Origin of the sequence: Streptomyces sp. NPDC032940 (assembly GCF_040636935.1) — a bacterium.
Classification (GTDB): domain Bacteria; phylum Actinomycetota; class Actinomycetes; order Streptomycetales; family Streptomycetaceae; genus Streptomyces.
Genome location: NZ_JBEZVJ010000032.1, coordinates 48,603 through 71,456, shown reverse-complemented (window position 1 = coordinate 71,456; position 22,854 = coordinate 48,603). Strand labels below are relative to the sequence as shown.

The window sequence follows — 22,854 nt, the reverse complement described above, 5'->3', positions numbered from 1 at the left end:
CTTGGTCTGGTTATCCGCTGGGGCGACCTGCATCGATGCCCTTGTGTGTCAACCGTGACCGACACCTTATCCCGACCAAATGAGATGATGTCTAAAGAGGTCCTAACAGAGGCGTCGAACGTGACGGTGGGTGATCAGGCAGACGGCGAGGCCGAGGAATGCTTCGTGGATGTCGTCGCGTCGTTCCCAGCGGATGCGCAGGCGGCGGAAGCCGTGGAGCCAGGCGATCGTGCGCTCAACGACATAGCGGAAGATGCCCAGGCCAGTGCCGTGGGGCTCGCCCCGTCTCGCGATCACGGGGCGGATCCCGCGCTGCCAGAGCAGGCGGCGGTACTTGTCGTGGTCGTAGCCGCGGTCCGCCAGCAGTGCATCGGGGCGTCGACGGGGTCTGCCGACCCGGCCCGCGACGGCGGGAACCTTGTCGAGCAGCGGCTCGAGCTGGGTGACGTCGTTGCGGTTGCCGCCGGTCAGCGACACCGCGAGCGGGATGCCCTGTCCGTCGACGATGAGGTGGTGCTTGCTGCCCGGCCGTGCGCGGTCGACCGGGCTGGGCCCGCTTTTGGGCCCCGTCGGGCGGCCCGCACGTGCGAGGAGTCGATCACCGCGTTCCCAGTCCAGCTGGTTCTTCGACCGCAGCTCGTTCAGCAGCAGTACGTGCAGTCGGTCCCAGACGCCGGCCTCGTTCCAGGCCGCAAGACGCCGCCAGCAGGTCATCTCCGAGCCGAAGCCGAGCTCCTGGGGCAGGTACTCCCACTGGATGCCGGTGTGCAGGACGAACAGGATCCCCGACAGGGCCTGGCGGTCCGGCACCCGCGGTCTGCCCTGGACCTTCTTCGGACCCGGCTTCGGCAGCAACGGCTCGATCAGCGACCACAGTTCATCCGACACGATCCACGGCCGCGACTGACTGTTTCCCATACCCACATATACGAGCAGAGAGGCCGACAGCCTCATGATCAGCAGCTTTTGTTAGAGCCAGTAAAAGCGCTGGTGACCCCCAGAGGCCGGGTGACCAATGAGCGCACCACGAACGTCAACGCACTGAACGCGCTGGTTCGGGTCGTGGACCTCGTAATCGATGGGCGTCGGGCACTGACCGGTCGGCCGCCCGGTGGCAAGATCGGATGAGACGAGACATGAGCCACCAGCGGTCTGCGTCACGGTCCCGTGCGGCTCAAGATCGGGCTCGTTCTGCCGGGGCTTCGCTGTCGACGGGCCTGCGAGCCGCCTGGGCGGGGTGCGTCACGGGTGATGTGGCAAGTCGTCATCCGCGAGCAGTCGACGCGTCGCTCCGGCCGCGAAGTCGGACACGGTCGTCAGATCGTCGCCTTGGTCGATTCTGCGGATGCACGCATCGACGACTGCTTGGACCACCGCCACGGTCAGCTCTGGCTGTGGCAGCCCCAGTTCGCGCACGACCCGGGCGAGCGCCTCATGTAGCGAGATGTGCAGATTCCTCACCCTCTCCCGCGCCGACGGGGAGAGCGAGTCGCGCGAGAGCGCGGCCCGCCAGCCGTGGGTGCCGCGAGCCGCCTGTTCGAGGTTGGCCCTGACGTAGGCGGCAGCCTGGGCGGCGGGTGTGGTCTCGGCCGCGATGGCCTGCTCCACTGCGTCGATCCAGGCGGGGAATTCGCGGGTGACGACGAGTTCGAGCAGGTCGTCGATGGAGTTGAAGTAGCGGTAGATGCTGTTGCGGGCGATCCCGGCTCGCGCGGCAACCGCTCCGGCCGTGAGGGCTTCGGCACCACCCTCTTCCAGGAGCTCCTCGGCCGCGTCGATCAGCTGCGCGAGCCGCTGCGCCCGGTGCTCCCGGACGCTGCCGGCTTCAATCTTGGGCATTTTCTCCGCTTCACCTCGGACGCTGTGCCGTCTCCCGCCAACCTACCCCCACGCCCGAGAGGCCGAGGGGGCGTGTTAGCTTGACGCAACTTAGAGACACCCTGTCGCTAAGTTCTGTCCGTACTTCCTGCTGAAGGCTGCCCGATGCAACCGATGAACTCCCCCGCTCTGCTGCGATGTCTCCTGGGATCGAAGAAGCGCGCCGCCGTGGTGGTGGCCTTCTGGGTCCTGATCGCGGGCCTCCTCGCCGGGGTCGCCCCGGCCCTGGAATCCGTCGAGGACAACGCCTCCGCCAACCTGCCGCCCGCCGCCTCGGACTCCATGAAGGCCCGTGATCTCGTCCGCGCCCAGCTTCCGGGCCAGGACGCGACGCCGGCGATCATCGTGGTCCGCGGCAAGGGCACCGACGCCGCGAAGAGCGCCACGCAATCGGTCGCCGCCATCACCTCGGCCCTTTCCGGAACCAGCCGACCCGACCATGTCGTGAGCGTGGTCTCCACGGTGACCGCTCCCGACGCTGCGGCCGAGTTGGTCTCGCAGGACCGCGGTGCTCAGCTGGTCATCGTGCCCATGGAGGGAAGCCCCTCGGACGAGTCCTTCCAGAATGCGGTCGACGAGGTGCGTGCCCTCGCGTCCGACCGGGCCGGGCCCGCCGACGTCGCGGTGACCGGCCCCGCCGGGATCGCCACCGACACCGTGAAGGTCTTCAGCGGCGGTGACAAAGTCCTGCTGCTGGCCACCGTCGTGCTCGTCCTGATCATCCTGCTGGCGATCTACCGCTCGCCCCTGATGGCGCTCGTGCCGCTTCTTGCCGTGGGCGTGGCTATGCGCGTGGCGGAGACTCTCGGCGCGATTCTCGCGGACGCCGGAGTCATCACGGTCAGCTCCCAGACCGCCTCGATCATGACCGTGCTGCTGTTCGGGGTGGGCACGGACTACGCGCTGATCATCACCGCCCGCTACCGCGAGACCCTGCTCGACGAGCCAGACCGCGCCCGCGCGATGCAGGCCGCCGTGCGCCGCACCGCCGAGTCCGTCCTCGCCAGCGCCTCGACCATCGTGCTCGCCATGTTTGCCCTGCTCGTGGCCGTCTCCCCGGCACTTCACGGCTTCGGACCGTACCTCGCTCTGGGCGTGGCCGTCATGGCGCTGGTGGCGTTCACCTTCATCCCCGCCCTGGTCCTCCTGCTGGGCAAGGGCGTGTTCTGGCCCGGGGGCGTGGACAAGGCCGCCGAACGCAGTCGCGGCGCAGGCGTCTGGCACCGCATCGCCGCCCTGGTCGCACGGGCTCCCGTCAAGGTGGCCTCGGCCGTGATCGCACTCCTGGTGGTGCTGAGCGCGGGACTGCTCGGCTACCAGGAGAGCTTCAACACCCTCAGCGGCTTCCGCGCCGCCACCGAGTCGGAGCACGGCCAGCACCTCATCCACGAGGAATTCGGGCCCGGCGAGATCGCTCCCAGTACCGTCGTTGTTCATTCCCAGGACAACCTGCGCTCCGGCCCCGCACCCGCCGACATCGCCACCGCGCTCACCGACGCCGATCACGTCAGCCGTGTAGCAGACCCCCGCATGGGCAAGGACGGCAAGACCGTCTTCTACGACGTCGTCCTCGACCTCGACCCCTACAGCTCGAAGGCACTCGACGCGATCGGTCCCCTCAAGCAGGCCACACAATCCGCGGCCCAGGCCGCCGGAGTGCAGGACGCCACGGTGCTCATCGGCGGCGAGACCGCGCAGAACGCCGACATCCGCTCCGCCCTCGACCGCGACACGACCTTCATCGTGCTCCTGGTCCTGGCCCTCGTCACCGCGGTCCTCGTCCTGCTGCTCCGCTCGCTCCTTGCCCCGCTCTACCTGGTCGCGACCCTGATCCTGTCGTTCCTGGCCACCCTGGGCGCCACCACCTTCTTCACCGTGACCGTCCTCGGTGACGACGGCATCGGCAACCGCGTCACCGCGTACATCTTCGTCTTCCTCGTCGCGCTCGGCGTCGACTACAACATCTTCATCATGAGCCGGTTCAAGCAGGAACTGCGCACCCAGCCCCCAGCGAAGGCGATCACCGCCGCCCTGACACGCACCGGCGGCGTCATCTCCTCCGCGGGCCTCATCCTCGCGGCGACCTTCGCCGTCCTGATGACCCAGCCGATCCGCGAGCTGTTCCAGTTCGGCTTCGCCATGGCCTTCGGTATCCTGCTGGACACCTTCCTCATCCGCCCGCTCCTGGTCCCCGCCATCGTCCGCCTGCTCGGCGACCGCGCCCTGTGGCCCGCACGCCCAGGCACCCCGACGCCTTCCACGCCCACTCCCGAACCGCCTTCCGCCGACGCGCCGGCCGCTCAGGCTGCCGAACCCGGGTCCGGGCGTCTGCTGCGCGCGTTCACCTGGATCGCGGTCATCGAAGCGTGCACGTGGGCAGGTCTACTGGTCGGGATGTACCTCAAGTACATTCCTGAAACCACCGAACTCGGCGTACGGATCTTCGGCACCCTCCACGGCGCCGCCTTCATCGCCTACGTGTTCCTGACCGTCCTGGCCGCGATCCGGCTGAAGTGGCGGCTGGGCCGGACCACGATCTTCGCCCTGCTGGCCGCCGTACCCCCGTTCATGACTATCGCGTTCGAAATCTGGGCCCGCCGCACAGGCAGGCTCCCTCAACCGGCCGCGGACCCGAGCCCAACTCCAGCCCTGTAACCGCACCCCGCGGAGGGACTCGATCGGACACGCGGTGCACATCATCGCCATCGCCGTGCGGGCCCCGGCCGGGCGGGACAGCCACCGACATCACGCCGACAACCGAGAGAAGACAGAAATGAGCACCGCCGTCACCGAGTTCACCGTCGCCGCGCCCGCCCAGGGCGCGTTCGAGGACCACTTCACTGTCAGAATGCGCGCCACCCTTTCCAACGTGCCGGGGCTGCGCAACGCACGGCTGCTGCGTCCCCGCAAGGGCGCACACGGCTACCTGGCCGTCCTCGACTTCGAGGACGACGCCGCATTCACCGCCTACACCTCGTCGGAGGCATTCCGCGCCGCGCACGCCGACCCCACCCACTCGCTCTCCGACGACAACCGCGTCACGGTCTTCGAAGCGGTCACGCAGGGCTGACATTTCTGGTCCCACGGGTGCCGGAATAACTCGCTCGGCCGAGCCGCGCCTGATGACGCAGACGGTGCCTCCTGACCGCACCGCGTCCGCGGTGACCGCCGAGTCGGCCAAGGGCGGCCCCTCGGAGTTACAGGCAGTGGCTCCGAGGGACCGCCCTCGCCTGTACGGGTAGGCAGACCAGGTGCAGGGGCCGGGCATTCTGGCCGCGGCTGAGGCCAGGTCCGGGGGGCGTGTCCGGCTCGAACTGGCCGTGGGCGTTCACATGGGTTCAGAGGAGCGGGCACCAAGCCCAGCCAGCACCACAACTCCGGACGCCGCTGAAGTCGTGGAGAACGGAAACACCGCCCACCACATACTGTTCAGCGGCGGATGAGCCCGAGGTCGTCGATGGCGGTGACAGTGGCCACAGCGGCGGTGCGCGAGTCGGTTCCGAGGTTGGCATAGATGCAGGCCAGGTGATATCGACGGTGCCTTCGGTCAAGTGGAGGCGTGCGCCGATGGCCTGGTCGGACAGTCCGTCGGCGACCGGTGAGAGGACTTCGGTCTCACGTCGGGTCAGGTTGGTGGCGGGAGCGCGGAGCCGGTTCATCAGCCGGTCGGCGACGGTGGGCGCAAGGTCCCGGGGGGGGCGGAACCCCCTTTCACTGAAAGGTGCCGCCTTTCACCCATCGACGGAAGCGGGTGTGCAATATGGCCCAGGAGCCGTACCGCTCGGGCACGTCCTGCCAAGCCGTTCCGGTCCGAAACTCCACACGATCCCGTTGAGTACCGGCCGATCGTGCAAGCGTTGCTGCCCCGGTCTGCCGAGCGGGGGCAGCAACGCTTGCACGAAGGGTCACCCGGCACCGGACAGTATCGGCTCCTCTCGGACTGGTGGCGAGCTGCGGTCGGAGCCGAGCTTCCAGACCGTGCCGGTGCGGCGCCCGCACAGACTCCTGAACGCAACCTGTTCCGTCGACGGTGTGATCGGCGCCTTCACCATCACCAATGACAGCGCCCTGATGATCCTCGACCTGGGCGTCGACGCCCTGCACCCTGCAGTCCCTGACCGTCTACCTGATCCGTCAGGGCACCCTCGACGATTACCTGGAGCAGAGAGAACCTGCTTCATCGGGCGCGAGAGGCAGGGCCCTGCCTCGCCAGTCGGTGACGACCCTTCAGAAATAGCGTCACCCGAGCGTCAAGACCTTCGGTTTCCCCTCGCGCCAGGAGAAGGGCCGACCACGCCGACATCGCGGCACCGCTCGTGCAACGCCAGGTCAGGCGGCTTTCACGAGCGGTCCGCAAGCTCTACGTCGTGCGCTTTGGAGAACAGGTCGAGCGCAACAGGCCGCTCCTGATCCAGCCAAGAAAAATGCAGGTCAGAGCCCCTTTTCGGCGGGCTCCAAAATCGCCACGCACTCAACGTGCGCAGTCATCGGGAACAGGTCGAACACCCGCAACGTCCGCACCCGGTACCCCCCGTCCCGGAAGTACCCCAGGTCCCGGGCCAGGGCGGCGGGGTCGCAGGCCACGTACGCGATCCTCCGGGCGCCCAGGGACGACAGGTGCTGCACCGTCTTGCGGCCGGCGCCCGCGCGCGGCGGGTCGAGGACGATCAGGTCGACCTCGGTGATGCCCGTGCGCGGCAGCACCGCCTCGACCTTGCCCTGTTCGATGCGCACGCGGTCGAAGCCGGCGAGGTTGTGCCGGGCGTCCTCGACCGCGCGCTTGCCCGACTCGATGCCGAGCACCGCGCCCTCGTCGCCGAGGCGGTCGGCGAGGGCGCCCGCGAAGAGGCCGACCCCGCAGTACAGGTCGAGGGCCATCTCGCCCTTGCGGGGCAGAAGGCCCTGCATGACCGCCGTGACCAGGGTGTCGGCGGCCTTCGGGTGGACCTGCCAGAAGCCGCCGCTGCCGACGCGGTAGGTGCGGCCGTCGGCGCGTTCGCGGACGAAGGGGCGGCCGTGGACGCGGTGGACGCCGCCGTCCTTCTCGCCGACCCGCATGACCGAGACCGGGCGGTCCAGCTCGACGATGGGCAGGCGGGCACCGGGCCTCGGGGTGAGGATCACCTGGCGGTCCTGCGACCCCGTCGCCGCGATCGCCTCGACGGACTCCATGCCCGTCCAGTCGCGCTTCTCGATGCCCAGCTCGCTGACGCCCTCGGCGGCGATCATGCAGTGGTCGATCGGCTGCACCTCGTGCGAGCGGTGCTTGCGCAGGCCCGCGCGGCCCTCGTCGTCCACGGCGTACTGCAGGCGCGTGCGCCAGGAGGGGACCTGCCCGGCGGGTACCTTGTCGCCCTCGGCCGGCATCACCGTGCCGTCCCAGCCGGCTTCCTCGGGCGTGAGGCCCGCGAGGCGCTCCAGCTGTTCGGCGACGACCTCGCCCTTAAGCCGGCGCTGGGCGCCCGGCTTGGCGTGCTGCCAGTCGCAGCCGCCGCAGCGGCCGGGGCCGGCGAAGGGGCAGGGTGCCTCGATGCGGTCCTTGGACGCGTCCAGGATCTCGACCGCGTCCGCGCGCAGGAAGCGCGCGCCCTCCTCGCCCTCGGTGACCCGGGCCACGACCCGCTCACCGGGCAGCGCGTGGCGTACGAACAGCACCTGTCCCTCGGCGGTGCGGGCGATGCAGTGGCCGCCGTGGGCGACGGGGCCGATCTCGACCTCGTACTCCTCGCCCACCAGCGAGACCGCTCGGGACTCCGCCTGCGACTTCTTCGGTTCTGCCTGCATGGCGGGGTGACTCCAGAGAACGGGACGGGGACGACGGACCACGGACGACGGGCCGCGTCGAAGGACAACAGCCGACCAGTCTACGTCGACTGCGACGACTCCTTCGACCGGTCGTGCGACCGGTCGTGGTGCGCCGGACCGCGGCGCACCGCGCCGGGCGCGTTCCAGTCCTGCCGCTTGCGGGCCCGCCGCTTGGCCGCCTCGGAGGACTCCAGCTGGTACGGGACCGAGGTGACCATGACGCCGGGCGTGAACAGGAGCCGACCCTTGAGACGCAGCGCACTCTGGTTGTGCAGCAGGTGCTCGTACCAGTGGCCGACCACGTACTCGGGGATGATGACGGAGACCGCGTCGCGCGGTGACTCCTTGCGCAGGCCCTTGACGTACTCGATGACGGGCCGGGTGATCTCGCGGTACGGCGAGTCCAGCACCTTCAGCGGTACGTCGATGCCGCGCCGCTCCCACTCGTCGCGCAGGGCCTTCGTCTCCGCCGGGTCGACGTTGACGCTGAGCGCCTCGAGGGAGTCGGAGCGCAGCAGCTTGGCATAGGCCAGGGCGCGCAGGGTGGGGCGGTGGATCTTGGAGATGAGGACGACGGAGTGGACGCGGGAGGGCCGGACGAGGTCGTCGCTCGGCTGCTCCTCGGGGTTCTCGGGGGCCGCGATCTCCTCGGCGACACGGTCGTAGTGCTTGCGGATCGCCGTCATCGTCGCGAAGAAGATGCACATGCCGAGCAGGGCGACCCACGCGCCGTGCGTGAACTTGGTGGCGAGGACGACGACCAGCACCAGTCCGGTGAAGAAGGCGCCGAAGGTGTTGATGGCCCGCGAGCGGATCATGTGGCGCCGCTTGGACTGGTCCTTCTCCGTGGCCAGGTGGCGGTTCCAGTGCCGGACCATGCCGATCTGGCTGAGCGTGAAGGACACGAACACGCCGACGATGTAGAGCTGGATCAGCCGGGTGGAGTCGGCGCCGTAGATGAAGACCAGGAGCGTGGCGGCGCCGGCCAGGAGCACGATGCCGTTGGAGAAGGCCAGGCGGTCGCCGCGGGTGTGCAGCTGGCGCGGCAGGTAGCGGTCCTGGGCGAGGATCGAGCCGAGCAGCGGGAAGCCGTTGTACGCGGTGTTCGCGGCGAGGAAGAGGACCAGCGCGGTGGCGGCGGCCAGGACGATGAACAGGAAGCTGCCCTCGCCGAACACGGCCTCGGCGACCTGCGAGATCACCGGGTGCTGGACGTAGTCCGCGCCGAGCGGGACGCCGTTGTGGAAGAGGTCGGTGGCCGGGTTCTCCGACATGCGGACCTTGGTGGTGGCCGCCAGCGCGATGATGCCGCAGAACATGGTGACGGCGAGCAGGCCCATCATCGCGAGTGTCGTGCCCGCGTTCTTCGACTTGGGCTTGCGGAAGGCCGGGACGCCGTTGGAGATGGCCTCGACACCGGTGAGCGCGGCGCAGCCGGAGGAGAAGGCCCGCAGCAGCAGGAAGACCAGGGCGAAGCCCGCCAGGCCCTGGTGCTCGGGCTTGATCTCGTAGTCCGCCGTGGGCGCGCGCATGGTGTCCCCGAGGACCAGGCCACGGAACGCTCCCCACACGATCATGATGAAGACGCCGCCCACGAAGACGTACGTCGGAATCGCGAAGAGCTTGCCGGACTCCTTCACGCCGCGCAGGTTCATCAGTGTCAGAAGCACGATCACCGCGACCGCGCAGAACACCTTGTGTTCCACGACGAACGGGATCGCGGAGCCCAGGTTCTCGATCCCGGAGGAGATGGACACGGCGACGGTCAGGACGTAGTCGACCAGCAGCGCGCTCGCCACCGTGAGGCCGGCCTTCGGCCCGAGGTTGGTGGTCGCCACCTCGTAGTCGCCGCCGCCGCTCGGATAGGCGTGCACGTTCTGCCGGTAGGAGGCGACGACGGTGAACATCAGCACGACGACCGCGACGGCGATCCACGGGCTGAAGTGGTACGCCGACACGCCCGCGATGGACAGGACCAGCAGCACCTCGCCGGGGGCGTACGCCACGGAGGACAGCGGGTCGGAGGCGAAGACGGGAAGGGCGATGCGCTTCGGCAGGAGCGTTTCCCCCAGCCGGTCACTGCGCAGTGCGCGCCCGATCAGAATCCGCTTGGGCACGTCGGTCAGTTTGGACACAACAGAGGATCGTAAGCGTTCGAACGGGCGCCCGCCCACCCGCCACCCCCGATCCGTCCGCCGTCTGCTCTCCGGGTGAATTCGGAGGGTGCCGCCGCTGCGGATTCCGCAGGTTGCAGGCCCGGCGTGCCTATATGACAAACACCGCGCGATTCCCGGCCGTTGTCCTCTCTGGAGGTTCCATGCATCTGACCGCAGAGCTCGTCGGCGGCGCCGTCACGCTCGTCGGCCTCGGAATCCTGACTCTCGCCAGCATCCGCAGCATCGGCCGCCGGGGGTCGTCGGCCGAGGGATGAGCGGCCCGTGCGGACCCCGCGGGCTTGCCGATACGTTGGACCGGGGGCAGGGCCCGCGGTCCCACGGGGCGCTCGGACGGGCCCTAGGGGCGTCACCGTCGGCGGCCACCGGCATGATGTTCCCCTGCGGCCCGCACACTGGCCGCGACATGTCGCCAGGCGAGCCGAAAGAGAGACATGAGCACGACATCCACTAAGGTGGCAGTGCCCGTAGGAAGCGCGGTGTGACGCGATGCATATTGTCATCATGGGCTGCGGGCGCGTGGGTTCCGCCCTCGCCCAGACCCTGGAGCAGCAGGGGCACACGGTCGCCGTGATCGACCAGGACCCCACCGCCTTCCGCCGCCTGGGCTCCTCCTTCGGCGGCCGCCGGGTCACCGGCGTCGGCTTCGACCAGGACACCCTGCGCGAGGCGGGCATCGAGGAGGCCGGCGCCTTCGCCGCCGTCTCCAGCGGTGACAACTCGAACATCATCGCCGCCCGCGTGGCCCGCGAGATGTTCGGCGTGGAGAACGTCGCCGCCCGCATCTACGACCCCCGCCGCGCCGAGGTCTACCAGCGCCTCGGGATCCCCACCGTCGCCACCGTCCGCTGGACGGCCGACCAGATGCTGCGCCGGCTGCTCCCCTCGGGCGCCGAGCCGCTGTGGCGCGACCCCACCGGAGGTGTCCAGCTCGCCGAGGTGCACACCTCCGCGTCCTGGGTCGGTCACAAGATCAGCCGGCTCCAGGAGGAGACCGGAGTGCGGGTGGCGTTCCTCACCCGGCTCGGGGAGGCGATCCTGCCCTCCTCGCAGACCGTGCTCCAGGAGGGTGACCTGGTGCACGTGATGATGCGCACCGACGAGGTCGACAAGGTCGAGGCGGCGTTCGCCAAGGGTCCCGAAGAGGAGGGCGGTCACTGATGAGGGTCGCCATTGCCGGAGCCGGCGCGGTCGGCCGTTCGATCGCGGGCGAGCTGCTCGAGAACGGTCACGAGATCCTGCTCATCGACAAGGCGCCGACCGCGATCTCGGTCGAGCGCGTCCCGATGGCGGAGTGGCTGCTCGCCGACGCGTGCGAGATCACGTCCCTGGACGAGGCGGCGCTCCAGCGCTGCAACGTCGTCATCGCCGCGACGGGCGACGACAAGGTCAACCTGGTCGTCTCCCTGCTGGCCAAGACGGAGTACGGCGTTCCGCGTGTCGTCGCCCGGGTGAACAACCCGAAGAACGAGTGGCTCTTCAACGAGTCGTGGGGCGTGGACGTCGCCGTCTCCACCCCGCGCCTGATGTCCGCCCTGGTCGAGGAGGCGGTGAGCGTCGGCGATCTGGTCCGGCTGCTGCGCTTCAGCCACGGCGACGCCAACCTCGTGGAGCTGACGCTGCCCGAGGAGTCGGCCCTGGCCGGCACCCAGGTCCGCGACGTGCAGTGGCCGGAGGACACCTCCCTGGTCACGATCATCCGCGGCACCCGCGTGCTCACGCCGTCCCAGGACGACTCCCTGGAGGCGGGCGACGAGCTGCTGTTCGTGGCGGCGCAGGCCCGCGAGGAGCAGCTGGAGGACCTGCTGTCGGCGCGGCGCAGCGACACCGAGCGCTGACGGCCGCCAGGCGGTACGACGGTGGGGGCGCCCGGAGAAATCCGGGCGCCCCCACCGTCGTATGCGTCACGCGTCGTATGCGTCACGCGTCGTATGCGTCACGCCTTGCGGTGCCTGCCGCCGTGCGCGTCCGCCGCGCCGCCGTCACCGTCCGCGGAATGCGGCAGCGCGCCGGCGTCGGCCGTCTCACCGACGAGCCCGTCCGCCGCACCGCGCCCGGCCTCCTTCTCCTTCTCGGCCCTCTCCGCCGCCTCCATCTCCGCGAAGACGTCGATGGGGGCCGGCGCCTTCGCCAGGAAGACCCAGGTCAGCCAGACGGCGAGCAGGAAGGGCGGGATCTTCAGGGTGACCAGGACCCAGCCGAGCTGCTCGGTGTCCGCCCACCAGTACAGCGGGAAGAGGATGGCGCACTTGGCGAGCAGGATCAGGCCCCAGGCGTAACTGGCCTTCGCGTACGCCTTCTTCCGGCCCGGGTTACGGGTGCGCCAGGAGAGGTTCTCCTTGAAGACCGGGCCGAGGATCAGGCCGATCAGGGGCACGCCGGCCAGCGTCGTGACGATGTACGCGAGGGCCAGGCCCAGCGTGTAGAGCATGCCGGGCAGATAGAAGTTCTTCGCGTTGTCGGTCATCATCGCGAAGACCACGCCGAAGGCGACCCCGAAGACGCCGCTGAAGGCGTGCTTGACGGTGTCCTTCATCACCAGCCGGACCACGACCAGCACCAGCGACACGGCCAGCGCCGCGATCGCGGACAGGTGCAGGTCGTTGTTGATCGTGAAGATGGTGACGAAGAGCAGCCCCGGCAGCACCGTCTCGACCATGCCCCGCACGCCGCCGAACGCCTCGAACAGCGCGGCCTCCGTCACCGCCCGGGCGTCGTCCGCTTGCGTGTCTTCGGTCGGCTTGTCGAGCGACGTCACCGGCTACTCCCGTCCGAGGGGTCTCAGTTCGTATTTCGGGTTGAAGAGCACCCGGCGGCCGTGGCTCATGGAGATCCGGCCCGATGCGATGAGCTTGCGCCCCGGCTCTATGCCCACGATGGAGCGTCTGCCCAGCCACACCACGTCCAGGGCGGCGGAGCCGTCGAAGAGCTCGGCCTCCAGGGCCGGAACGCCCGCACGCGGACGCAGGGTGACCGTGCGCAAGGTACCAGTAACCGACACGATCTGCCGGTCCTGGCAGTCGCCGATGCGGGTGCACCCGGCCGTGTCGGCGTCCTCCCGGAGCTCCTCCGACTCCAGGTCCTCCTGGGACGAGGAGAGCCGGTCGAACATGCGCCGGAAGCGGCCCACCGGCTTGTCGGGACGAGGAGCAGCACTCATACCTGAAGCGTACCGGGGCGCGCCGACAGCCATGAACCCCCTCGGACCCCGTCCCGGACCCGGGTGCTCCGGTTCACTTCTCGAAGCGGTACCCCATGCCCGGCTCGGTGATGAAGTGCCGCGGATGAGCGGGGTCCGCCTCCAGCTTGCGGCGCAGCTGCGCCATGTAGACCCGCAGGTAGTTCGTCTCCGTCCCGTACGACGGCCCCCACACCTCCTGGAGCAGCTGCTTCTGGCCGACCAGACGGCCGGCGTTGCGCACCAGCACCTCCAGCAGGTGCCACTCCGTGGGCGTCAGGCGTACGTCCCTGCCGTCCCGGTTCACCTTCTTCGCGGCCAGGTCGACGGTGAAGGCGCCGGTCTCCACGATCACGTCGTCCCCGCCGCCCGGGACGGGCTCGGCGCGGCGGACGGCGGCGCGCAGCCGGGCCAGCAGTTCGTCCATGCCGAAGGGCTTGGTGACGTAGTCGTCGGCGCCGGCGTCCAGCGCCTCCACCTTCTCGTCGGAGGAGTGGCGGGCGGAGAGCACCAGGATGGGCACCCGGGTCCAGCCGCGCAGGCCCTTGATCACCTCGACGCCGTCCATGTCGGGCAGGCCCAGGTCCAGCACCACCACGTCGGGGTGGCGGGCGGCGGCCGTCCTCAGCGCGGTGGCGCCGTCGTACGCGGCGTCGACCTCGTAGTGGCGCGCCTTGAGGTTGATCACGAGGGCGCGCACGATCCCCGGCTCGTCGTCGATCACGAGCACCCTCGTGGGCGTCCTGGGGGTGCCCCCCGTCGAGCTCGGCATCAGGCAGCCTGACTTTCTTCCGTCGTGGTGGTGGGGGTGTCGGTGTGCCGGGCCGCCGCCCGGAGGGTGAGGACCATGGTGAGGCCCCCGCCGGGGGTGTCCTCGGCGGTCAGGGTGCCGCCCATCGCCTCGGCGAAGCCCCGGGCCACGGCGAGGCCCAGCCCGACGCCGGCGCCGCGGGGGGCGTCGCCGTGCCGCTGGAAGGGCTCGAAGATGCGCTCCTTGGCCTCGTCCGGCACTCCCGGCCCCCGGTCGACGACGCGCACCTCGACACGGTCGCCGAGAGCGCTGCCGGCCACCAGGACGGTCCGGCCGGCCGGGCTGTACTTGACGGCGTTCTCCACCAGGTTGGCCATCGCCCGCTCCAGGAGCCCCGCGTCGACGGCGACCATGGGGAGCGTCTCGGGGACGTCCAGTTCGACGCTCGCCTCGGGCACCCCGCCGAGTGCCATCGGCACCACCTCGTCGACGTCGATCTCGCGGATCAGCGGCGTGACCGTGCCGGTCTGGAGCCGGGACATGTCGAGCAGGTTGCCCACGAGGTGGTCGAGGCGGTCGGCGCCGTCCTCGATGCCCTCGAGGAGTGCGGCCCGGTCCTCCTCGGACCACGCCACGTCGTCGGAGCGCAGGCTGGTGACCGCCGCCTTGATGCCGGCCAGCGGGGTCCGCAGGTCGTGGCTCACGGCGGCGAGCAGTGCCGTGCGGATGCGGTTGCCCTCGGCCAGCGCGCGGGCCCGGTCGGCCTCCTCGCGCAGGCGGCGCCGGTCCAGGACGACGGCGGCCTGGGCGGCGAAGGCGGCCAGCACCCGGCGGTCCTCGGCGGGCAGCACCCGGCCGGTCAGCGCGAGCGCCATGTGGTCCCCCACGGGCATGTCCACGTCCGCGTCCTCGGGGCGCTCCACCGGCGGGCCGAGGCCGGCCCGGCCGGCGCAGATCCAGGGCTCGACGTCGCTCTCCCGTTCCAGCAGCACCGCGGACTCCATCGCGAAGGTCTCGCGGACCCGTTCCAGCAGGGTCTCCAGGCTGGTCTCGCCGCGCAGCACGTCGCCCGCCAGGAAGGAGAGGATCTCCGACTCGGCACGCAGCCGGGCGGCCTGGTGGGTGCGGCGGGCGGCGACGTCGACGACGGAGGCCACCGAGACCGCCACGCCCACGAACACGGCGAGCGCAAAGATGTTCCTGGGGTCGGCGATGGTGATCCGGTTGACGGGCGGTGTGAAGAACCAGTTCAGCAGCAGGGAGCCGACCGCGGCCGAGGCCAGCGCCGGGTACAGCCCGCCGAGCAGGGCCGCCGCGACGGTCAGCGCCAGATAGAGCAGGACGTCGTTGGCGAGCCCGAGGTGGACGGTGTTCAGGAGCAGCGTGAGCGCCACCGGTCCGCCCAGGCCCGCCAGCCAGCCCCACACGAGCCGCAGACGCCCCAGGCGTGCGCCCCTGGCGACGGGGAGACCTCGTCCCTTGGCGGCCTCCTCGTGGGTGACGATGTGGACGTCCAGGTCGGGGCCGGACTCGCGGGCCACCGTGGCGCCGACGCCGGGCCCGAAGACGTACTGCCAGGCCTTGCGGCGCGAGGAGCCGAGGACGATCTGGGTGGCGTTGACACCGCGCGCGAAGTCCAGCAGGGCGGCCGGTATGTCGTCGCCGAGCACATGGTGGAAGGTGCCGCCGAGATCCTCGACCAGGGTGCGCTGCACGGCCAGTTCCTTCGGGGAGGCCGAGGTCAGCCCGTCGCTGCGGGCTATGTAGGCGGCGAGCACCTCGCCGCCTGCGCCCTTCTCCGCGAGCCGCGCGGCCCGCCGGATCAGCGTCCGGCCCTCGGGGCCGCCGGTCAGGCCGACCACGATGCGCTCGCGCGAGCCCCAGATCTTCGACACCCGGTGCTCGCTGCGGTACTTCTGGAGGTACTCGTCGGCCCGGTCGGCCACCCACAGCAGCGCGAGTTCGCGCAGGGCGGTGAGGTTGCCGGGGCGGAAGTAGTTGGACAGGGCCGCGTCGACCTTGTCCGGCTGGTAGATGTTGCCGTGCGCCATGCGCCGGCGCAGCGCCTGCGGCGACATGTCGACCAGTTCGATCTGGTCCGCACGGCGCACCACCTCGTCCGGCACGGTCTCCTGCTGCCGTACTCCGGTGATCGACTCGACGACGTCGCCGAGCGACTCCAGGTGCTGGATGTTGACGGTGGAGATCACGTCGATCCCGGCGGCCAGCAGTTCCTCGACGTCCTGCCAGCGCTTGGCGTTGCGCGTGCCGGGGACGTTGGTGTGGGCGAGCTCGTCCACCAGCGCCACCCTGGGGGCGCGGGCGAGGACGGCATCGAGGTCCAGCTCCGTGAAGTGCGCGCCGCGGTGCTCCAGCCGCCGGCGCGGCACCTGCTCCAGCCCGTGCAGCAGCACCTCGGTGCGCGCCCGTCCGTGGTGCTCCACGAAGGCCACCACGCAGTCGGTGCCCCGTTCGACGCGCCGGTGGGCCTCGGAGAGCATCGCGTACGTCTTGCCGACGCCCGGCGCCGCGCCGAGGTAGATCCGAAGCTTGCCGCGTCCCATGGCCTCATTGTCTTCCGGTCGCCGCTGCCCTGCGCAGCGTCGACCTTACGGCCAACGACTGGGACATATCGGGTCGGAAGCGGGGCGCCGGTCGTCCTTGACGCAACTCTGACGCCGGCGGCGTCACTGCTCGACGATCTCCCCGTCCCGCAGCTCCAGCACCCGGTCGGCGAGGTCGAGCAGCGTGGCGTCGTGCGTGGCGACCAGCGCCGTGACCTGCTCACTGTGGACGACCGCCCGCAGCAGTTCCATCACGGCGTGGCCGGTCTCGGCGTCCAGCTGGCCGGTGGGCTCGTCGGCGATCAGCAGCGCGGGGCTGTTGGCGAGGGCGCGGGCGATGGCGACCCGCTGCTGCTGGCCGCCGGACATCTCGCCGGGCCGCTGGGCGGCGTGGTCGGCGAGGCCGACCAGGGAGAGCAGCAGCTCGACGCGCTCCTCGCGTTCGCGCGAGGCGGCCCGGCGCAGCCGCATCGGCACGCCCACGTTCTCCGCGGCGGTGAGGATCGGGATCAGTCCGAAGGACTGGAAGACGAAGCCGACCCGGTCCCGGCGGAGCGCCAGCAGCCCGTCCTCGTCCAGCTCCGCGAGATCGCGGCCGTCGACCGCGACACGTCCGGCGTCCGGGGTGTCGAGGCCGCCGACGATGTTGAGCAGGGTGGTCTTGCCGGAGCCGGACCGCCCCTTGAGGGCGACCAGCTCGCCGCGCGGCACCTCGAAGGAGACACCGCGCAGGGCGTGGACGGCGGCGGTGCCGTGGCCGTACGACTTGTGCACGTCCTCGACGCGCACCATGGTCTCCGTCACCACTTGCGGCATGGCGTCCGCCCTCCCCCGTGTCCCCGCGTTCCCGGGTGTTCCGTGTCCCCCGCGACCGGGCGTCAGTATCGCCGTCCGACGCCCGGTCGATCAACGGTCAGGCGGGATTGTCCCCGTGGGTGAGGGTCTCCCAGGCGACGAAGAGGTTGTTGGTGCCGGAGGGGCGGGTGCGTTCGGTCAGGGCCTGGGTGTTGGTCATGGCGTGGCCGAGCCGGTTGTGCAGGGCGTTGTAGCCGACCTCGGTGACCGGGCCGAGCCCGAGGTGCAGGGAGCCCTTGCAGAGCCAGCTCGGGACGGCCGCACCCTGCTCGTACGTCGCCTGGAAGCCGAGGGCGTGCCGCAGCCGTTCGCCGACGTCGGTGCCGTACAGGTCCTGGCCCTGGATGCGGCTGGTCTCGGCGATGTGCGAGATGGAGGAGATGCCGTAGCCGGTGTGGGTGAGGTCGCGGCAGGTCTCCTGGGTGAGTCCGGTGACGAAGGTGGACTGCCCCTGCCAGTACGTGACGATCTCGTCCCGGGTGTCGAGGTTCTGGCCCGGCACGGTCTTCGGCAGGGCCCCGTCGGACTCCAGGTAGACATAGGCGGCGGTGCGGGTGCGGAACTTCGCCATGGCCTTGTCGTAGGAGGCGCGGTCCTCCAGGAAGACCGAGATGCCGACGGCGGCCTCCATCATCGTCAGCTCCCAGTTCCCGTTGGAGTGGGAGCCGTTGATGATCTCGGGCAGGTAGACGTCGCGCAGCATGGCGGCGAAGCGGCCGGAGCCGGACCAGCCCCCGCCGTAGGTGTGCTTGACGATCTCTGCGGCCTTGGCCCAGGAGGAGCCGGCCCAGCCGGTCTGCAGGGGCGCGTTGCTGTTGGTGTGGTCGCGGATCACGGCGGACCAGGCGTCCATCAGCTCGATGGACTTCTTCGCGTGCCGCTCGTCGCGGGTGATGTACCAGGCGAGGGCCTGGGTGTAGGCGGCGATGGCGTCCTCGCGCTCGTCGGTGCAGCCGAGGTTCGGGTTGGAGTAGGAGCCGCACTCGACGACCGCGCGGGGCTTGGGGGTGCGGTTCAGGTCGGCGTACTTGCTCGCCGCCATCCGGTCGAAGGCGGTCTTCCAGGGCTGGGCGCCCGCCTCGACCTTGGCGCGGACGAAGTCGAGCTGGCCCCGGGAGACGGTGACCCCTGGGTGGACGAAGGTGGCGGGGGCGGCGGCGGGGGCCTCGGGAGCGGCCGGGGCTCCGGGGGCGGCTTCGGCGTGCTGCGCGGCCGGCTGCGCGAGGACACCGGCCGCGACGAGGACGGCGGTGGCGGTCGCGAGGAGGGGGGTGCGACGACGCATGACGACTCCGTTCATATGAGTGAACGACGTGCGTTGACATGAACATTGACCGGTGCATGACCGTAGGTCCGGACCAATGCGCCGTCAAGGGGCCGCGCGCCACGGGATCGGGCGAGGCGCATGCAGAGGTCGGGGACGGGCGCAGGCGACGGTCGAGCACGCGCACACGAAGAGGGGCCGCATCCCGGGTGGGATGCGGCCCCTCGAAACGCTGCGGCGGCCGTGCCTAGCGGACCTCGGTGATCTCCGGGCCGCGCTGGAGCTGGCCCATGCCGCCGGAGAAGCGGGAGCCCTCCTCCTGCTGGACGCCCTCGGGGACCATCTGCGCGTCGTTCGGCAGCTTGAGGACGATCGGGTCGCGGGGAGCCATCGGACCGTCGCCGCGGACCACGACCGTGTCCCGGAAGATCTGCTCGAGCAGACCGGCGGCCTGCGGCTGCACAGCGCCCTGGCCGGAGATCACTCCGCGCAGGAACCAGCGGGGGCCGTCCACACCGACGAACCGCACGACCTGGAAGCCGCCCGTGCCGTCCGGCAGCTGCACCGGCACCTGGGCCCGCAGCTCCCAGCCCAGCGGACCCTCGACCTCGTCGACGATGCCACCCTGCTGGGTGATGCCGGAGCCGATCTCCTCGCGCACCTCGCCCCAGATGCCCTCGCGCTTGGGCGCGGCGAAGCCCTGGAGCTGGATGGCGCTGTCGCGCAGCACGACCGTCGCGGCGACGATCGCGTCACCCGCGACCTCCACACGCAGTTCCATGCCGTCCACGCCGGGTACGAACAGACCGCCCAGGTCCACGCGGCCCTCGCCCGGGTCGCTCACCTCGCTGCTGTCCCAGGGCCCGTCGGGCCGCGGTTCGGGCTCGAGCCGCACGCGCTCGCGCTCTTCTTCCGCCTCGGTGCCGACGCTGTCGACGACCTGCTCGGCCTCGCCGGCCGCGCCCTCGGCGGCATCCCTCTTCTTGCGACGTCCGAACACGTCACTGTCCTTCCCGGTCGGATACGACCGAAGCGTATCGATTCCCACCCGTCGGGCCGCCCTCGGCGACCTGACCGCTTGTGCCGCTTGCCCGGTCCGTGCCGGCGTGACCGCCGGTGGACCCGAAGCCCCCTTCGGCCCGCGCCGAGCCGGGAAGCTCCGCGACCGGACGGAAGCGGACCCTCTCGACCTGCTGGACGACCAGTTGGGCGATCCGGTCGAAGCGCTCGAACCGCACACTCTCGCGCGGGTCGAGATTCACCACGATCACCTTGATCTCCCCACGGTACCCGGCATCAATCGTCCCCGGGGCATTCACGAGGGCGACACCGAAGCGGGCCGCCAGGCCCGAACGCGGGTGCACGAAGGCCGCGTACCCCTCGGGGAGCGCCACAGACACGCCCGTGGGCAGAACGGCCCGTTCACCGGGTGCCAGTTCGCAGTCCACGGTGGTGCGCAGATCGGCTCCCGCGTCGCCGGGCTGCGCGTACGCCGGGACGGGCACGTCCGGGTCGACGAGCCGGATGAGGACGTCCAGGGGCTCGCGGCTCACGGGTTAACCTCGAAGGCACGGGCCCGGCGGAGCTGGTCCGGGTCGTCCATGGCGGCGCGGATCTCCTGCTCGCGGCCGTGGTCGACGAAGTGGTCGACCTTGACCTCGATGAACACCGCGTCGGCACGGACGGCGACGGGGCCGTCGGGGCCGCCGATCCGGCCGGTGGCGGTGGAGTAGATCTTCCGCCCGGCCACCGCGGTCACCTCGGCCTCCAGGTACAGCGTGGTGTCCACGGGAACGGGCCGCAGGAAGTCGGTCTCCAGCCGGCCGGTCACCGCGATGGTCCGCAGCAGCCAGTTCAGCGAGCCGAGCGCCTCGTCCAGGGCGGTGGCGAGTACGCCGCCGTGCGCCAGGCCGGGGGCGCCCTGGTGGGCGGGCTGCACGGTGAACTCGGCGGTGATCGCCACGCCTTCGCCGGCCCGCGCCTGGAGGTGCAGTCCGTGGGGCTGGTCGCCGCCACAGCCGAAGCACTGGCCGTAGTGGGAGCCGAGCAGCTCACCGGGGGCGGGCGCGTCGGGGTGCCGTACGGGTGTCACGGCGTCGGCGGGGGGCTGAAGAGCCGGGGAAGTACCACTCACAGGCGCAGACCTTACCCGCGCGTCGGCCGATCACCGATACCGTGCCAAGCTTGCTTCATGCAGCTCTCCGCCACGTCGTACGAAGAACGCCTCACCGCGCCCCGCTCCTGGTGGCTGATCTCCTTCCTGGTGGGCCTCTCGTTCGCCCTGATCCTGCTGCCCTTCGGCACGCTGCCGATGTTGGGCGGTCTGGCGGGCGGCACGGCCGCGGCGGCGGTCGTGGCGAGTTCGTACGGCGCGGTCCGCATCCGGATCGTGGGCGACTCGCTGATCGCGGGCGAGGCGAAGGTGCCGCTGTCGGCCCTGGGCGAGGCGGAGGTCCTCGATGCGGAGGAGGCCCGCGCCTGGCGCACCCACAAGGCCGACACCCGCGCCTTCCTGCTGCTGCGCGCCTACATCCCGACGGCCGTGCGCGTGCTGGTCACGGACCCGGAGGACCCGACGCCGTACCTGTACCTGTCGACCCGCGAGCCGGAGCAGCTGGTCGAGACGCTGCGGGCGGCCAAGGCCGCGGCGTAGCGCACGCGGTGTCGGCGCCGGTCTCCGTGGAGGAGGCCGGTGTCCGCCGTGCCGGGCCGGCGCCCGTGTCCTTGCCTGTACGGGGTCAGTGGCGGTCTCTGCGGGGCCGCCGGTCGAGCTCACCGAAGCCGCCCAGATCGAGGGCGTCCTCGGGGCTCTCCAGAGCGGGAAGCTCCTCCAGGGCGTCCCACGGCACCTGTCTCTTGCGCAGGTCCGCACGGACGCGGTCGGCCAGCTTCCGGGTGTCGCGCCGGTTCATCACGGCGCCCACGGCCGCGCCCACCATGAACGGCATCAGGTTGGGCAGGTCGCGCACCAGGCGCTTCATGATCTGCTGGCGCAGCTGGCGCTTCATGGGGCTGTTCACCGCCGTGCCGAAGGTGGCCGGCTTGGTCATCTCGACGCCGCGCTCGCTCGACCAGGAGTTCAGATACGCGGTGCTGCGCTGCGTCAGGGTGCCGGAGGGGCGGACGCCGTAGACCTCGTGGAGTTCGGCGATCAGCTTCAGCTCGATCGCGGCCACGCCGGTGATCTCGGCGGCCAGTTCGGTGGGCATCGCGGGCGGTACGGGGAGCATCGCCGCCGCGCCGACTCCGGCGCCGACGGTCGCGGTGCCCCGGGTGGCGCCGATCACGAGCCGGTCGGCGAGCTCCTCGGGTCCGAGCCCCGGGAACTGCCTGCGCAGCGTCCGGAGGTCCCGTACGGGGACGCGCGGGGCCAGGTCGATGACCCGGTCCGCGAGGTGCGCCAAGGCTGCCCTGGCGCGGTCACCGCCCTTGCGGACGCCCTGCCCCGCCCGGTCCCGGAACGCCGCTGCCCGGCGCCGGGCAGCGGGTGCCGGTGTCCGGACGGTCGCCGGGAGGTCACCCCGGTCGTTCCCCGGTTCGAGCGAGGCCGTCCCCGTATCGGTCGGGCCCCGCTCGTCGTCACGCGCGCGGTGCGGGCCGTCGGACGGCCCTTGGTCCGCTCCTCGCCCGGAGAAGCGGCGCTTCCAGGGAGGGGTCGAGCCGGTCACGGCCGACCCCGCCTCAGTCGCAGTCGCGGCAGATCGGCTGGCCGTTCTTCTCCCGGGCCAGCTGGCTGCGGTGGTGCACCAGGAAGCAGCTCATGCAGGTGAACTCGTCCTGCTGCTTCGGCAGCACACGGACGGCCAGTTCCTCGTTGGACAGGTCGGCTCCGGGAAGCTCGAGGCCCTCTGCGGCTTCGAACTCGTCGACGTCGACGGCCGAGGCGGACTTGTCGTTCCGCCGGGCCTTCAGCTCTTCAAGGCTGTCCGAGTCGACGTCGTCGTCGGTCTTGCGTGGAGTGTCGTAATCGGTTGCCATGGTCGCTCTCCCCCTCTGGGTGTCTGCGGGTGTCTCCAGCGCACGTAACGCGTGAGAGGCCGGACTTGTGCCCGACCCGAGGCGGAGATTTTGCCTCACATCAAGGTCTGTTACTCAATCGACACCCAACCGGACTCCTCATGAGTGATCGGCTTGGATGGCGATGGGGACCGTACACGGTCCGAATGCCGCACTACAAAGGCGCCCCACCGTGTACTTCCCGTGATCAGGACCCCTGAAAACCAGGATTTTCCCGGCTTTCCGACAGGGTGCATGATCACGGAGAGTGGAGGGCGGGAATGCCGTCGCTGTGATCGATCACACACGCGAAACCCTGGACGATGACCTGGAAATTCCGCTCAAAGCGAACATCCCCGGGTACCGGCGGGATGTCGGGGGTCATGATC

Annotated in this window: 20 protein-coding genes and 2 pseudogenes; 5 read left to right on the top strand and 17 right to left on the bottom strand. The window is 70.5% G+C overall.

The features are described 5' to 3' along the window. Positions 1–102: 102 nt before the first annotated feature. Entirely contained in the window at positions 103–918 is an 816-nt protein-coding gene (locus AB0E77_RS29210) for an IS5 family transposase (protein ID WP_361576326.1), read from the bottom strand. 324 nt (positions 919–1,242) lie between these two features. Further along, positions 1,243–1,839 (bottom strand): TetR/AcrR family transcriptional regulator, encoded by a 597-nt coding sequence (locus AB0E77_RS29205; protein WP_133886499.1) that lies wholly within the window; start codon positions 1,837–1,839, stop codon positions 1,243–1,245. A gap of 153 nt (positions 1,840–1,992) precedes the next feature. On the opposite strand from AB0E77_RS29205, the gene AB0E77_RS29200 reads away from it, so the two are divergent. Both AB0E77_RS29200 and AB0E77_RS29195 read left to right on the top strand, forming a co-directional pair. Continuing rightward, entirely contained in the window at positions 1,993–4,533 is a 2,541-nt protein-coding gene (locus AB0E77_RS29200; protein ID WP_361576323.1) for an MMPL family transporter, read from the top strand. A 118-nt stretch (positions 4,534–4,651) separates the two neighbouring features. Next, positions 4,652–4,948, top strand: coding sequence for an antibiotic biosynthesis monooxygenase family protein (locus AB0E77_RS29195; RefSeq protein ID WP_228126090.1), 297 nt, complete (start codon positions 4,652–4,654; stop codon positions 4,946–4,948). A 359-nt stretch (positions 4,949–5,307) separates the two neighbouring features. Here the strand turns inward: AB0E77_RS29195 and AB0E77_RS29190 are convergent. The 4 genes and pseudogenes from AB0E77_RS29190 to AB0E77_RS29175 form a co-directional block, all read right to left on the bottom strand. Beyond that, positions 5,308–5,564: pseudogene (locus tag AB0E77_RS29190) on the bottom strand (LuxR C-terminal-related transcriptional regulator); the annotation flags it as partial. A 31-nt stretch (positions 5,565–5,595) separates the two neighbouring features. Further along, positions 5,596–5,723, bottom strand: a pseudogene (locus tag AB0E77_RS29185) (transposase); the annotation flags it as partial. Positions 5,724–6,309: 586 nt separating this feature from the next. After that, positions 6,310–7,662, bottom strand: a complete 1,353-nt coding sequence (locus AB0E77_RS29180) for a class I SAM-dependent RNA methyltransferase (protein WP_361576320.1) — start codon at positions 7,660–7,662, stop codon at positions 6,310–6,312. Positions 7,663–7,742: 80 nt separating this feature from the next. Beyond that, positions 7,743–9,818 carry an APC family permease gene (locus tag AB0E77_RS29175; RefSeq protein ID WP_361576317.1) on the bottom strand — a complete coding sequence of 692 codons (2,076 nt, stop codon included), beginning with the start codon at positions 9,816–9,818 and terminating at the stop codon, positions 7,743–7,745. Between the two features lie 528 nt (positions 9,819–10,346). Here AB0E77_RS29175 and AB0E77_RS29170 point away from each other — a divergent pair. Together AB0E77_RS29170 and AB0E77_RS29165 are read left to right on the top strand one after the other, a co-directional pair. Continuing rightward, positions 10,347–11,018: a TrkA family potassium uptake protein gene (locus tag AB0E77_RS29170; protein ID WP_361576314.1), complete on the top strand. Its 672-nt coding sequence runs from the start codon at positions 10,347–10,349 to the stop codon at positions 11,016–11,018. After that, on the top strand, positions 11,018–11,695 hold the full coding sequence (locus AB0E77_RS29165; RefSeq protein WP_361576311.1) for a TrkA family potassium uptake protein: 678 nt from the start codon (positions 11,018–11,020) through the stop codon (positions 11,693–11,695). Before AB0E77_RS29170 ends, AB0E77_RS29165 begins: the two co-directional genes overlap by 1 nt. Positions 11,696–11,793: 98 nt before the next feature. On the opposite strand, the gene AB0E77_RS29160 is transcribed toward AB0E77_RS29165, so the two are convergent. From AB0E77_RS29160 to AB0E77_RS29120, 9 genes are all read right to left on the bottom strand, one after another. Next, positions 11,794–12,615, bottom strand: coding sequence for a DUF3159 domain-containing protein (locus AB0E77_RS29160; protein ID WP_361576308.1), 822 nt, complete (start codon positions 12,613–12,615; stop codon positions 11,794–11,796). A gap of 3 nt (positions 12,616–12,618) precedes the next feature. Beyond that, positions 12,619–13,017 carry an OB-fold nucleic acid binding domain-containing protein gene (locus AB0E77_RS29155; RefSeq protein WP_361576305.1) on the bottom strand — a complete coding sequence of 133 codons (399 nt, stop codon included), beginning with the start codon at positions 13,015–13,017 and terminating at the stop codon, positions 12,619–12,621. A 73-nt stretch (positions 13,018–13,090) separates the two neighbouring features. Beyond that, on the bottom strand, positions 13,091–13,807 hold the full coding sequence (locus tag AB0E77_RS29150) for a response regulator (RefSeq protein ID WP_361576302.1): 717 nt from the start codon (positions 13,805–13,807) through the stop codon (positions 13,091–13,093). Next, the gene (locus AB0E77_RS29145) at positions 13,807–16,350 is read right to left on the bottom strand and encodes a sensor histidine kinase KdpD (protein ID WP_361576299.1); all 2,544 of its coding nucleotides are present in this window, start codon (positions 16,348–16,350) and stop codon (positions 13,807–13,809) included. Before AB0E77_RS29145 ends, AB0E77_RS29150 begins: the two co-directional genes overlap by 1 nt. Before the next feature lie 123 nt (positions 16,351–16,473). Further along, positions 16,474–17,166, bottom strand: coding sequence for an ABC transporter ATP-binding protein (locus AB0E77_RS29140; RefSeq protein WP_361576296.1), 693 nt, complete (start codon positions 17,164–17,166; stop codon positions 16,474–16,476). Between the two features lie 97 nt (positions 17,167–17,263). After that, positions 17,264–18,490 carry an alginate lyase family protein gene (locus AB0E77_RS29135; RefSeq protein ID WP_361576293.1) on the bottom strand — a complete coding sequence of 409 codons (1,227 nt, stop codon included), beginning with the start codon at positions 18,488–18,490 and terminating at the stop codon, positions 17,264–17,266. A gap of 226 nt (positions 18,491–18,716) precedes the next feature. Further along, entirely contained in the window at positions 18,717–19,469 is a 753-nt protein-coding gene (locus AB0E77_RS29130) for a DUF3710 domain-containing protein (protein WP_361576290.1), read from the bottom strand. Between the two features lies 1 nt (position 19,470). Further along, on the bottom strand, positions 19,471–20,022 hold the full coding sequence (gene dut / locus AB0E77_RS29125; RefSeq protein ID WP_361576287.1) for a dUTP diphosphatase: 552 nt from the start codon (positions 20,020–20,022) through the stop codon (positions 19,471–19,473). After that, on the bottom strand, positions 20,019–20,603 hold the full coding sequence (locus tag AB0E77_RS29120) for a PaaI family thioesterase (protein ID WP_361576284.1): 585 nt from the start codon (positions 20,601–20,603) through the stop codon (positions 20,019–20,021). Before AB0E77_RS29120 ends, dut begins: the two co-directional genes overlap by 4 nt. A gap of 57 nt (positions 20,604–20,660) precedes the next feature. Between AB0E77_RS29120 and AB0E77_RS29115 the strand changes: the two genes are divergently transcribed. After that, positions 20,661–21,122: a DUF3093 domain-containing protein gene (locus AB0E77_RS29115; protein WP_361576281.1), complete on the top strand. Its 462-nt coding sequence runs from the start codon at positions 20,661–20,663 to the stop codon at positions 21,120–21,122. Positions 21,123–21,207: 85 nt separating this feature from the next. Here the strand turns inward: AB0E77_RS29115 and AB0E77_RS29110 are convergent, their stop codons facing one another. Then, positions 21,208–22,137, bottom strand: a complete 930-nt coding sequence (locus AB0E77_RS29110) for a hypothetical protein (protein WP_361576278.1) — start codon at positions 22,135–22,137, stop codon at positions 21,208–21,210. A 13-nt stretch (positions 22,138–22,150) separates the two neighbouring features. Continuing rightward, positions 22,151–22,447 (bottom strand): DUF4193 domain-containing protein, encoded by a 297-nt coding sequence (locus AB0E77_RS29105; protein WP_003993510.1) that lies wholly within the window; start codon positions 22,445–22,447, stop codon positions 22,151–22,153. Positions 22,448–22,854: the final 407 nt, after the last annotated feature.

Coding starts and splice junctions, on each gene's coding strand:
- AB0E77_RS29195 (WP_228126090.1), top strand. CDS start 4,652: ATGAGCACCGCCGTCACCGAGTTCACCGTCGCCGCGCCCGCCCAGGGC.
- AB0E77_RS29205 (WP_133886499.1), bottom strand. CDS start 1,839: ATGCCCAAGATTGAAGCCGGCAGCGTCCGGGAGCACCGGGCGCAGCGG.
- AB0E77_RS29210 (WP_361576326.1), bottom strand. CDS start 918: ATGGGAAACAGTCAGTCGCGGCCGTGGATCGTGTCGGATGAACTGTGG.
- AB0E77_RS29170 (WP_361576314.1), top strand. CDS start 10,347: ATGCATATTGTCATCATGGGCTGCGGGCGCGTGGGTTCCGCCCTCGCC.
- AB0E77_RS29140 (WP_361576296.1), bottom strand. CDS start 17,166: ATGCCGCAAGTGGTGACGGAGACCATGGTGCGCGTCGAGGACGTGCAC.
- AB0E77_RS29155 (WP_361576305.1), bottom strand. CDS start 13,017: ATGAGTGCTGCTCCTCGTCCCGACAAGCCGGTGGGCCGCTTCCGGCGC.
- AB0E77_RS29200 (WP_361576323.1), top strand. CDS start 1,993: ATGAACTCCCCCGCTCTGCTGCGATGTCTCCTGGGATCGAAGAAGCGC.
- AB0E77_RS29135 (WP_361576293.1), bottom strand. CDS start 18,490: ATGCGTCGTCGCACCCCCCTCCTCGCGACCGCCACCGCCGTCCTCGTC.
- AB0E77_RS29150 (WP_361576302.1), bottom strand. CDS start 13,807: ATGCCGAGCTCGACGGGGGGCACCCCCAGGACGCCCACGAGGGTGCTC.
- AB0E77_RS29165 (WP_361576311.1), top strand. CDS start 11,018: ATGAGGGTCGCCATTGCCGGAGCCGGCGCGGTCGGCCGTTCGATCGCG.
- AB0E77_RS29145 (WP_361576299.1), bottom strand. CDS start 16,350: ATGGGACGCGGCAAGCTTCGGATCTACCTCGGCGCGGCGCCGGGCGTC.
- AB0E77_RS29105 (WP_003993510.1), bottom strand. CDS start 22,447: ATGGCAACCGATTACGACACTCCACGCAAGACCGACGACGACGTCGAC.
- AB0E77_RS29115 (WP_361576281.1), top strand. CDS start 20,661: ATGCAGCTCTCCGCCACGTCGTACGAAGAACGCCTCACCGCGCCCCGC.
- AB0E77_RS29180 (WP_361576320.1), bottom strand. CDS start 7,662: ATGCAGGCAGAACCGAAGAAGTCGCAGGCGGAGTCCCGAGCGGTCTCG.